This is a genomic window from Flintibacter hominis (assembly GCF_014287965.1).
In the GTDB taxonomy this organism is placed as follows: domain Bacteria; phylum Bacillota; class Clostridia; order Oscillospirales; family Oscillospiraceae; genus Lawsonibacter; species Lawsonibacter aceti.
Genome location: NZ_JACOPO010000008.1, coordinates 1 through 11082, shown reverse-complemented (window position 1 = coordinate 11082; position 11082 = coordinate 1). Strand labels below are relative to the sequence as shown.

Below are 11082 nucleotides of genomic sequence, written 5' to 3'. Positions count from 1 at the left end.
CGGCCCGTGCCCCAGGGGAGCGGGCCCTCACTTGCCCTTGCTCCCCGCTTCATTTTGTGTTATGATGATATGCGTCCGCGGGCCTTTGGCCTAAGAGAGACAAAACTTGTCCTGATGAGAAAGGAATCCTATCTCCATGATCATGATGAAACGAATCCTGTCCCTGGCCCTTGCGCTGGCACTGGGGACCACGCTGTTGAGCGGCTGCTCCAAGGGGGACGGCTCGGAGGACAGCAGCACCAGCGGCTCTTCCGCCGACACCTCCGCCCCCTCTGAAGTTGAGCCCATGGACCTGACCGGGGTCACGGACCCCTATCAGGCTACCGCCGGCGTCCCCGGAAACACCGTAGTGGCCAAGGTGGGCGACTATGAGATCACCGCTGAAAGCCTGCTCTACTGGCTGAACTACAACATCGAGTATCAGTTGCAGCAGTATGCCATGTTTGGCCTGACCGACCTGCCATGGGACAGCGAAACAGAGGACGGCACCTTAGCGGACACGCTAAAGAACGCTGCCCTTCAGATTGCCGCCTATTACCGCCTGGTTCCGGAACTGTGCGCGGAGAAAGGGCTGTCCCCAGATCAGGAGATGCTGGACCAGGTGGCGGCCTTTCTAGACAGCGCCGTTCAGGAGCTGGGCGGCCAGGAAACGATGGAGCACTACTTTTGGGCCAGCATGATGACCCCGGACCAGTTCCGCAGTATGTACGAGGGGGTCAGCCTGGATGAACAGCTCCAGGAGCTCTACTACGGCGAGGGGAGCGAGGGCTATCCCACCGACGCCGAGGTGCTCTCCTATGCCCAGGATGAGCTGGGCGTCTATCGGGCCAAGCACATTCTGCTGCTGACCAAGGATATGGAGCAGACTGTCACCAATGAGGACGGGACCACCGGGTATGCCCCCTTAGACGACGCCACAGTAGCGGAGAAGAAGGCGCTGGCAGATGACCTGCTGGCCCAGCTAAGGGCTGCGGAGGACCCCATCGCCCTCTTTGACGAACTGATGAACGAGCACAGCGAGGACAGCGGCCTAGCCGCCAATCCTGATGGGTACACAACCACTAAGGGCCAGATGGTCCCAGAGTTTGAGAACACTGCTTTGGCCTTGAAGGACGGGGAGATCAGCGACGTGGTGGAGAGCACCTACGGCTACCACATCATCCTCCGGCTGCCCCTGGACCCCGCTGATTACCGCGGGCAGATGGTGGCGGACAAAATGGAGATTCTGAGTCAGCAGTGGCTGGATGAGTACGGCGTCGTGCCCACCGAGGCCTTTGAGCAGATCGATCCCATCACCTTCCGGACCCAGGTTACGGCCCTGCAGGCAGCGGTTCAGCAGGAGATCGCGGCCATCTATGAGGCCGCGGAGGATGACGCGGACTCCTCCGCCCCCTCCGATGGCTCCAGTCCCGCGACAGACAGTTCCAGCGCCTCTGGAAGCCAGGGATAAATCCAAAAAACGGGAGGCTCTCTTTTGAGAGCCTCCCGTTTTTTGCTGTTCAGGGAGCGGATTACTCCGCCCAGGCGATGAACTGGACCTCCACAGGGGCATTACCGGGCAGGGTGCCCATACCGATGGCGGCCCGGGCGCCGATGCCGGCGTCGCCCAGCTTCTCATAGAGATAGTCGGAAACCAGGTCGCCGATCTTGGCGTGGGAAGTAAAGTCGGGGGCGGCGTTGATATAAACAGTGAGGGACAGGATCTGGGTGATCTTCTCCCCAGGCTGTACACAGCTGAGGGCGGCGTTCAAGGCGTTGGCGGTGGCCTGGTCCGCGGCCTGGCGGTAGTCCTCTACGGAGACGCCGCTCTCCACCTTGCCGGACATAATCAGCTGGCCGTTCAGGCGGGGGGTCATGCCGGCGGTAAAGATCAGGTTGCCCTTCCGGACGGCGGGCTTATACTTGCCCTGCGGGATCGGATTACTCATAACAGACACTCCTTTATGTTTTGGTAATATTAAGTAGCGGCTGTGTTTAGGCGTGGTACCGCTGGGCCATCTGGCAGATGCGCTCCACAGCGGCCACGGCAGCCTGGTGATCCTGGGAGAAGTTCAGGCGGACGCTGTCCGTGAACTGGGGACCAAACTCGGTGCCGGGGGTGACGGTGACGGCGGCCTGAGCCCGGCACAGCTTAACGAACTGGTCCAGGGTGACCTTCAGAGCGGGGAGCTGGAGGAAGATGTAGCTGCCGCCCTCGGTGGGACGGGCCCAGCAGCCGGGGTACTTGGCGACAACCTTCAGCAGATCGTCCCGGATGGCCTTGTGGTCGGCTACCCGCTTCTCCATCCACCCATCGGGCTCGGAGAACCAGCTGAGATAGGCGGACTGGCAGTAGCCGGCAGTCCGCAGGGACACGATAGCCTGGAGCTTTTCCATGCGGGTGATGATGTGGGCGGAGCCGTAGGCCACACCCAGACGGAAGCCGCTGAGGGACTCGGTCTTGGAGGGGCCAATGATGGTGATCAGAGTGTCGGGCTTCTCCTCCAGGGCGCGCAGGTGGGTGTAGGGCTGGTCCTTATCGAAGAGCTGGCGGGAGTACAGCTCGTCGGCGATGACGGCCACATTGTACTTCTTGGCCAGCCGGCCGATGGCGGCCACCTCTTCAGGGGAGTAGATGACACCAGTGGGGTTATTGGGGTTGGAGTACAGGAACACCTTTACGCCGCTCTGGAAGGCCTTTTCCAGCGCCTCCAGGTCCAGACCGGAGTAACGGTCCACATCCTTCCAGTGGATGGGCACAGGGACCAGCTCGCCGTCAAAGAACTCCACCAGCTTGCGGTTGGCAAAATAGTCGGGCTCGATGATGGCCACCTTGTCCCCGCGACCGATGAGGGAGCCCATGGCCAGGAACAGTGCGCCCTGGGTGCCGGGAGTCAGAATCAGCTCGCTGGCCGCGTCCACAGGGGCGCCGCTAAACTCGGTGAGCTTCTGGGCCAGATAGGCGCGGATATCGCTCTTGCCGCGGTACTCGGTGTAGGCCTGGTGGCCGCCTCCCACCACATAGCCCTCCACAAACTTCTCCAAGCTGCCGGGGATGGGCTTGTGTGCGTCCACGTCGCCGTGGGAGAAGTCTACGGGGGTGCCGGGGATGGGATCGCCCTCCATGGGCAGAGCCTCCTGCTTCTGCAGGGTCTCCTGGCCGGGAGCGTTGTCACAGCCCAGCTTTGAGAATTTTTCAGTGATGTAATCCATATTCAACATACCTCCTGAATAGTGGTCAGTGCCGTCTCCTCCAGAGGAGGAAGAGTGCCGGTCCGCCTTTGATATCTATATTTTAGTAGCATCCCGCCAGAAAATCAATTACAGAAAATTATATAAGAATATATCTAAAAAATTTTAAGGTTGCCCCAAGGGGCCCTGTTGAGGTAAAATAAATCATTCTAATACGATTAAAATAAGGAGGGACGTCCTATGCTCCGAGACAGGGAATATGTCTATGCTGTTTACCAGGAGCGCAGCTTTTCCAGGGCGGCCCAGCGGCTGTTTATTTCTCAGCCAGCCCTCAGCAGCAAGGTGAAGAAGGTGGAGGAGCGGGTGGGAGCCCCCCTCTTTGACCGCAGCACCAACCCCATCCGCCTGACTCCCGCCGGCAAATGCTATGTGGAGGCGGTGGAGCAGGTGATGGGCATAGAGGACGAGCTCCGCAGCCGCCTCGCCCAGCTGGCCGACCAGCGGGAGGGGGCCATCACCATTGGAGCATCCGCCTATTTCTGCTCCTATGTGCTGTCTGAGCTGGCGATGGAATTTCAGCGCCGGTACCCCGGCTATGTGGTCAGCCTGCTGGAAGGCAATACCAGCGACCTGACTAAGTGTCTACAGTCCGGTGTCATTGACTTCATGCTGGATATTTACCCCTTGGATACCAACCTGTTTCAGGGCCAGCTTTGGGGGCAGGAGGAGCTGATCCTGGCAGTCCCGGCGGGGCTGGAGATCAACCAGGAGATGGCGGAGTGGCGCCTCACGTTTGAACAGGTCCGATCAGGCAGCGGCATGGGGGTGGACAGCCACCGGGCGCCTCTGTCCGCCTTTGCCAAGGAGGGCTTTCTGCTGCTGAAGAAGGGGAGCGACACCTACCGCCGGGTGCTGAAGCTGTGCCGCAACGCGGGCTTTACCCCCAAGGTGAATATGTACCTGGACCAGATGCTGACCGCCTATCATGTGGCGGAGAACGGCCATGGCCTCACCTTTGTCCGCCCCCGGGTGCTGGACCATGTGAAGCCCACGGACCAGCTCTACTTCTACGAGATCGACGACGAGAATGTGATGCGGACCCTCTATCTCTACTACCGGAGGGAATCTTCCCTCCCGGCTATCTATACCGATTTCCTGGACTTTATGGACAAAAATCGGCAGGAGGAGTGAACCCACACCCCCGAACCTCTGGTTCGGGGGATTTTTATGCCCCAGCCTCTCTTTTTTTCTTCCCCCAGGATTCTCCAAAAAATGGACAGGCCCAAGGCTATACTGAAAGAGAAGCTGAGAAGGAGCGTGGTACATATGAGTGACTGGCACAGCCGGCCTTTGGAACAGGTAATGAAAGAGCTGGACAGCCGTCCCTCCGGCCTGACGGAGCGGGAGAGCGCCCAGCGGCTGGAGCGGCTGGGTCCCAACCAACTGGAGCCGCCCAGAAAGCCCTCTGTGCTGGCCCGGGTGCTAGGCCAGTTGAAGGACCCTATGATCCTGGTGCTGCTGGGGGCGGCCGCCCTGTCCCTGGCGGCCAGCGGCGGGGAGGACTGGTTGGACGGCGCTATCATTCTAATTATTGTTCTGGTCAACGGAGTCATCTCCATCACCCAGGAGGACCACGCCCAGCAGGCCTTGGAGGAGCTGAGGCGGATGTCCTCCCCACAGGCCCATGTCCTGCGGGAGGGGCGGGCAAAAAAGATATCCGCCGCCGCCCTGGTGCCTGGGGACGTGATCCTGCTGGAGGCGGGGGACATGGTGCCCGCTGACGCTAGAGTTATGGAGTGCAGCCGCCTCCAGGCGGACGAGTCGGCCATGACCGGCGAATCGGTCCCCGTGGAAAAGGGAGCCCACGACCGGCTGCCTGAGGAGGCCGCTCTGGGGGACCGGACCAACATGGTGCTCTCTGGCACCATGATCACCGCCGGCCGAGGGACCGCCCTGGTGGTGGCCACGGGGATGGACACCCAGATGGGGCGGATCGCCAACCTGCTTCTGGAGGACAAGGAGGGCGACACGCCGCTCCAGCGAAAAATGGGGGAGATCTCCAAATCCCTGTCCTTCCTGTGCCTGTCGGTGTGCGCTGTCATGTTCGGGGTGGGACTGATCCAGGGAAAAAATATGCTGGATATGTTTCTTACCGCCGTATCCCTGGCGGTAGCTGCCATTCCTGAGGGGCTGCCAGCCATCGTCACCATCGTCCTGGCCCTGGGCGTCCAGCGTATGGCGGCCCGGGGGGCCATAGTAAAAAAGCTGCCCGCCGTAGAAACGCTGGGCTGTGCCAGCGTCATCTGCTCGGATAAGACAGGGACACTGACCCAAAACCGGATGACGGTCCAGGAGCTATGGACACCTGCTGGCGGCCATCGGCGGGATGCCCTGCTGGCCGGCTGCCTGTGCTCTGATGCCAGGCTGGAGTGGAAGGCGGGGGCGCCTACCGCTGTCGGTGACCCCACCGAGGGGGCCTTGGTGGTGGCCGCCGCCCGGGAGGGGGTGGACCAGGAAAAGGAGGAACAGAACTGGCCGCGGACGGCGGATCTGCCCTTTGACTCCGGACGAAAGCTTATGTCCACCATTCATGCCAGGGAGGACGGGAGCTGGACTGTTTTTGTCAAGGGGGCCCCTGACATCCTGCTGGAGCGATGTGTGGCTGGCCCCCGCGGGCCTCTGTCCGCCCAAGACAGGCGGGCGGTGCTGGAGGCCAATGAGGCCATGGCCCAAAAAGCCCTGCGTGTCATCGCCGTGGCCCGGCGGGAGCTGCACATCCTGCCGCCTGGGCTGGAGCCGCGGGCGGTGGAGAGCGGCTTGACCTTCCTGGGTCTCTTTGGCCTGATGGACCCGCCCCGGCCGGAGGTAAAGGCGGCCGTGGCTCGCTGCCACCTAGCCGGAGTCCGTCCCGTGATGATCACCGGAGACCACAGGGCAACCGCCGCCGCCGTGGCCCGGGAGCTGGACATTATCCGCCCCGGAGAGTGGACCGTGACAGGCGGCGAGCTGGACTTCATGCCCCAGGAGGTGTTGGAGGAGGACATCGAAAAATTTGCCGTCTTTGCCCGGGTGACTCCGGAGCACAAAATGCGCATCGTAAAGGCGTGGCAGAAGCGGGGCCATGTGGTGGCCATGACTGGAGACGGCGTCAATGATGCCCCTGCCCTCAAGACGGCGGACATCGGCTGCGCCATGGGAGTGGCGGGCACCGACGTGGCCAAGGGGGCAGCCCACATGATTCTCACGGACGACAACTTCTCCACCATCGTTTCCGCCATCGAGGAAGGGCGGGGCATCTACTCCAACATTCGAAAAGCCATTCACTACCTCCTCTCCTGCAACATCGGGGAGATCTTCACCATCTTTGCCGCCACTCTGCTGGACTTCGGACAGATGCCTCTGGTCCCTGTGCAGCTGCTTTGGCTCAACCTGGTTACAGACTCCCTGCCCGCCCTGGCGCTGGGGGTGGAGCCTGTGGAGGAGGGGGTTATGGAAGAGAAGCCAAGGGACGCCGCGGCCGGCCTCTTTGATCAAAAATTTTCTTTCCGACTGGCCTGGCAGGGCCTGATGGTGGGCGGACTCACCCTGGCGGCTTACTTTTTGGGCTTTACCAGGCTGGCTGCTCCAGGCATGGAGGGGGCCGTGGCCAACACCATGGCCTTTGCCACGCTGACCCTGTGCCAGCTGTTTCACGCCTTCAATGTCCGCAGCGAGGACCGCTCCCTCTTTGCCCAGGGGGCGCTGTCCAACCCGGCTATGAACCGGGCGTTCCTGGTGGGAATGGCGCTTCAACTGTCGGTGCTGCTGGTGCCTCCGCTCCAGGGCGTATTTGCGGTGACTGCCATGGACAGCGCCCAGTGGTTAGCTGTCTTTGGGCTGGCGGCGGCCCCCATTCCCATCTGCGAGATCACCAAGGCGCTGGGACGGAAGGGAGAGCGGGGGGAGCGGGAGGAGCGGTCTGCCGTCAGAGAGAAAGCAAAACGGTAAAAGTCCCTCCATTCCAGCGGGAAAAATTGATTTTTACATAATCTCCCTTCTTCTTGGCAAACTATGCCGGAAGGAGGGAGCTGTCATGTCAAACAAAAATCAGGTGGACGGGCCCCATCCCCGCAAGGAACCCCTGTTTCCCGGACCGCTCTCACTGGAAAATCTGGAGGCGGCATTTGCCGGCTGTGCCGACTTCAGCAAGCGGCAGATGTACCTCCACGGGGACAGGGAGCGGATGGTGACTGTCTGTTATCTGTTGGGAATGGCCCGAAATGAGAGACTGAACGACTATATCCTGCGTCCCCTGACCCAGAATCCGGCACTGAGCCAGGTGTCAGAGGGAGAATTGTTTTCTATGCTCCAGTATGGGGCCTTATATAATCTGGCCGCGGTCCGGCGGGATACACTGGACGATGTGGTCAATGACCTTATCCTGGGAAGCTGCGCTTTGTTTTTTGACGGCCGGATAGACGCGCTTACTCTGCCTGTCCCCACAGAGGAAAAACGGTCGGTGGGGGAGCCGGACAATGAACCTGCCCTGAAGGGAAGCCGTGAGTCCTTTGTGGAGTCGGTGCGTACCAACACCGCTATGGTACGCCGCCATCTGAAGGCCCCCCAACTGAAAATCAAGGAGCAGATCGTAGGCCGGCAGTCCAGGACGGTGGTGGATGTACTCTTTTTGGACGGCATCGCCGATCCGGACACTGTGTCCCAGCTGGAGGAAAGGCTGGCGGACCTGGATATAGACGGGGTGGAAGCGACCGGCAATCTGGAGGAGTATCTGGTGGAGGGAGACAGAAGCCCCTTCCCTCTGATGGCCTATACCCAGCGGCCGGACCGCTTCTGCCAGGGCCTGCTGGAGGGAAGAGTGGGCCTGCTGGCCGACGGGATCCCTCTGGGGTGGCTGGTGCCTGGCACTATCGACCAGTTTTTCAAGACCGGACAGGACCAAGCCTACCACTGGATGGTGTCCTCCGCCCTCCGACTGATCCGCTGGTTTTGCGCCCTGGTCACCCTGGTGGTGCCCGGCCTCTATATCGCTTTGGTCACCTTTCATCCGGAGGCCATCCCGGTGAAGCTGGCCCTGTCCATTGTGGCCGCTAAACAGGAAGTGCCATTTTCCACTGTCTTTGAAGTGTTAATTATGCTGCTGGCCTTTGAGGTCATTCAGGAGGCTGGCCTCCGTCTTCCGGGCCCTATCGGGTCCGCTGTATCCATTCTGGGCGGCCTGGTGGTGGGCAACGCCGCGGTAGAGGCCCATATCGTGTCCCCGGCGGTCCTCATCGCCGTTGCCATCGCCGGGGTGGCGGGGTACGCCCAGCCCTCCCAGGACTTTGGCAACGCCCTGCGGCTGTGGCGGTTCCTGCTGGCCGTCCTGGCCAGTGTGGGCGGGCTGTTCGGCCTGGCCATGGGCTGGGCCGCCCTGATCTATCACCTGGCCGGGCTGGAGAGCTTTGGCATCCCCTATCTGGCCCCCTTTACCACTGGGGCTGGGGCCAGGAGAGGCCACCCTACCTTGATCCGCCTGCCCCTGCCGCGAATGAAGTGGCGGGATGGAGCCTATGACACCAAGAACCGGAGGAATCAGAAATGAGAGGACGGCTGTGTGCCTTGGCCCTTGCCTGTGCTTTTTTAGCTGGGTGCTCCCCGCTGCCCAGGGCCAGGGAAATGGGGGACATGGCCCTGTTGCGTACCATGGGAGTAGACTGGCTGGAAACGGGACTGTCCGTCACCGCCTCCACCGGTCCACGGGCCAGAGGGCTGCAGGCGGAGGGACAGTCTGCCCTAGTCCTATCCGCCCAGAGCCAGTCCCTCAGTGGAGCCTGCCTGGCCATGCAGGGCCAGAGCGACAGCTATGTGTTTTTCGGATATGTAGACCAGCTTTTGCTCGGGGAGGAGCTGGCCCGCCATGGGGTAGTATCTGTGCTGGACTACTTTGCCCGGGATGTGGAGCTGGGACTTGGAGCTCAACTGTGGCTGGTCCGGGAGGCCTCTGCGGAGGAAGCGGTTCGATCTGGCGGAGATCAGGGGGTGGAGGCCCGCCTTTCCACCCTGCAGATCGACAGCGAGATGGGGGTGGCGACCATCTCCCGTACTGCCGGGGAGGTGTATGCCGACCTGCTGGAGCAGGGGGCGGCCTATGTCCCAGCCCTTATCCCGGCGGAAGGGGGGGAGGGGGACACCTCCCTGCTGGAGGGCGGCTATGGTATCTTGAAGGGTGAGCTGCTGGCGGGATATCTGGAGGGGCGGGAGGCCCGGGGGCTAGAACTGCTGGCCGGCAGGCCGGGAGTCAATCTCCTGGAGGGCGAACTGCCCGAAAACCGGGCCGCGCTCCGCGTGACACAGGCCCATACAGAGATGTCCCCTATCTGGGAAGGGAATAAGCTGATGGGGCTGACGCTGACCTGCCGCGTCGAAGCGGACCTGTTGGAGTACCGCTACCCCCTGTCCGACCAGGAGCGGAAAGAATTGACCGGACGGCTGGCCAGCCAGGTGGAAAACCAAATTAGGGGGGCGCTGGACAAGCTCCGCCAGTGGCAGGCGGACTGCCTGGGGCTGGGCGCCCAGGTGGCCCTGACCTCGCCCGGCAAATGGCAGGCCATCCAGGAGGACTGGCCCAGTATCTTTGCCGCGCTGGAACCAGACCTCCAGATCAGGGTATCGATCCAGGAGTGAGGAAAGAGGGAAGCTTGTGAAGAACAACGACCATATTTCACGCACCCAGCTCATGACCATGGTGTGGGCCGGACTGCTGGCCCCGGCGGCGGAGCTGCTGCCCAGTCTGACCCTGCCTGCCGCGGGGAAAGGCGCCTGGCTGGCTCCGCTGGCCGCCGCCCCTCTGACGCTGGTATCGGGCTGGCTGCTGGGACGGCTTTCCGGGGGGCGGGGGCTGGCGTTCGCCTTTTGCGAGCGGCTGGGCAGGGCAGGGGGAAACTTGCTCCTCATTATATATATAGTGTGGGCGGAGCTCCTTCTGGCCATCCGCCTTCGCGCTTGTGCCCAGCGCCTGCTGGCTTCGGGTTACCGGGACGGATCGCTGATCTTTTTCTTGGCGGCCCTGGCTTTGATGGCCCTCTGGATGGGAACTGGCCGGCTCGCTCCTTTTGCCCGGGCGGCGCAGCTTTTTCTGGTGGTCCTTCTGGGGACGGCGGCAGTGGTCCTAGTTTTGTCCCTAGGACAGGTGAAGGCGGAGCACTTGCTGCCGCTGTGGAGTGGGGACGTGCCAGGAATACTCCGCTCCGCCCTGCCCGCCTTTGGGGTGGTGGGCTGGGGCGGCTGGGCCGCCTTCCTGACAGGCTCTCTGGAGGGGCAGAAGGAAAAGCGGAACTGGCATTGGCTGTTTTGGGGGCTAGGCGGGATGGCCCTGCTTACTTTGGCTCAGGCCGTTATCCTGGGTAACCTGGGACCTCGGCTGGCCGCAGGGCTGGACAGCCCCTTCTTTGCCCTGGCCAAGAGCGTAGGCGTTGAAGGCGCGTTTCAACGGGTGGAGAGCGTAGTGTCCGCGCTATGGACCTTTTCAGACCTGACTATGGCGGCCCTCCTTCTATTTTCTATCCGGGCTATGGCCAGGACTGCCATTCCCAGACTCAGGGAGCGGGGACTGGCGGCGGGGGCGTTGGCCGTCGCCGCGGTGGGCGCCCTGGCTGGCTTCCCCGACGGAGCGGCGGCAGAGCGATGGAGTCGAGAGGTCCTGCCCTGGGGGCATATCATTCTGACGTTGGGTATCCCACTCCTACTGTGTCTGTCGGATGCCTTTGTGAAAAAAGACACAGGCGGTCCAGATATAGTGGTAGGAGGGAGTGAGGGAGGGGAAGATATAGTGTAGGTAAGGAGGGGATAAAAAAAGGGGAAAAAAGTGGGAAAAAAGTGTTGACAAGGGAGGAAGTGTTTGCTAATATAAGCAAGCGCTCTGCGGCAGGGGCA

8 protein-coding genes are annotated in these 11082 nt (G+C 61.8%); 6 read left to right on the top strand and 2 right to left on the bottom strand.

Features of this window, described 5'->3' with window-relative positions; genetic code table 11:
• Positions 1–142 precede the first annotated feature (142 nt).
• Positions 143–1450, top strand: a complete 1308-nt coding sequence (locus H8S11_RS11070; protein ID WP_186853178.1) for a peptidylprolyl isomerase — start codon at positions 143–145, stop codon at positions 1448–1450.
• A 61-nt stretch (positions 1451–1511) separates the two neighbouring features.
• Here the strand turns inward: H8S11_RS11070 and H8S11_RS11065 are convergent, their stop codons facing one another.
• Both H8S11_RS11065 and H8S11_RS11060 read right to left on the bottom strand, forming a co-directional pair.
• Entirely contained in the window at positions 1512–1928 is a 417-nt protein-coding gene (locus H8S11_RS11065; RefSeq protein WP_147572623.1) for a RidA family protein, read from the bottom strand.
• A gap of 46 nt (positions 1929–1974) precedes the next feature.
• Entirely contained in the window at positions 1975–3192 is a 1218-nt protein-coding gene (locus H8S11_RS11060) for a pyridoxal phosphate-dependent aminotransferase (protein WP_147572625.1), read from the bottom strand.
• A 219-nt stretch (positions 3193–3411) separates the two neighbouring features.
• Here H8S11_RS11060 and H8S11_RS11055 point away from each other — a divergent pair, with 219 nt between their 5' ends.
• The 5 genes from H8S11_RS11055 (at position 3412) to H8S11_RS11035 (ending at position 10984) form a co-directional block, all read left to right on the top strand.
• Entirely contained in the window at positions 3412–4362 is a 951-nt protein-coding gene (locus H8S11_RS11055) for a LysR family transcriptional regulator (RefSeq protein WP_186853177.1), read from the top strand.
• Positions 4363–4497: 135 nt separating this feature from the next.
• Positions 4498–7158 (top strand): cation-translocating P-type ATPase, encoded by a 2661-nt coding sequence (locus tag H8S11_RS11050; protein WP_147572629.1) that lies wholly within the window; start codon positions 4498–4500, stop codon positions 7156–7158.
• Positions 7159–7243: 85 nt separating this feature from the next.
• A complete protein-coding gene (locus H8S11_RS11045) occupies positions 7244–8752 on the top strand; it encodes a spore germination protein (RefSeq protein WP_147572631.1) in 1509 nt (502 codons plus the stop codon).
• Positions 8749–9834, top strand: a complete 1086-nt coding sequence (locus H8S11_RS11040; protein ID WP_186853176.1) for a Ger(x)C family spore germination C-terminal domain-containing protein — start codon at positions 8749–8751, stop codon at positions 9832–9834. The genes H8S11_RS11045 and H8S11_RS11040 overlap by 4 nt, the downstream gene beginning before the upstream one ends.
• 16 nt (positions 9835–9850) lie before the next feature.
• Entirely contained in the window at positions 9851–10984 is a 1134-nt protein-coding gene (locus H8S11_RS11035) for a GerAB/ArcD/ProY family transporter (protein WP_186853175.1), read from the top strand.
• Positions 10985–11082 lie beyond the last annotated feature (98 nt).

Bases quoted from the DNA above. Each gene is read 5' to 3' on its own strand.
- H8S11_RS11040 (WP_186853176.1), top strand. From the start codon at position 8,749: ATGAGAGGACGGCTGTGTGCCTTGGCCCTTGCCTGTGCTTTTTTAGCT.
- H8S11_RS11070 (WP_186853178.1), top strand. From the start codon at position 143: ATGATGAAACGAATCCTGTCCCTGGCCCTTGCGCTGGCACTGGGGACC.
- H8S11_RS11045 (WP_147572631.1), top strand. From the start codon at position 7,244: ATGTCAAACAAAAATCAGGTGGACGGGCCCCATCCCCGCAAGGAACCC.
- H8S11_RS11050 (WP_147572629.1), top strand. From the start codon at position 4,498: ATGAGTGACTGGCACAGCCGGCCTTTGGAACAGGTAATGAAAGAGCTG.
- H8S11_RS11055 (WP_186853177.1), top strand. From the start codon at position 3,412: ATGCTCCGAGACAGGGAATATGTCTATGCTGTTTACCAGGAGCGCAGC.
- H8S11_RS11065 (WP_147572623.1), bottom strand. From the start codon at position 1,928: ATGAGTAATCCGATCCCGCAGGGCAAGTATAAGCCCGCCGTCCGGAAG.
- H8S11_RS11060 (WP_147572625.1), bottom strand. From the start codon at position 3,192: ATGGATTACATCACTGAAAAATTCTCAAAGCTGGGCTGTGACAACGCT.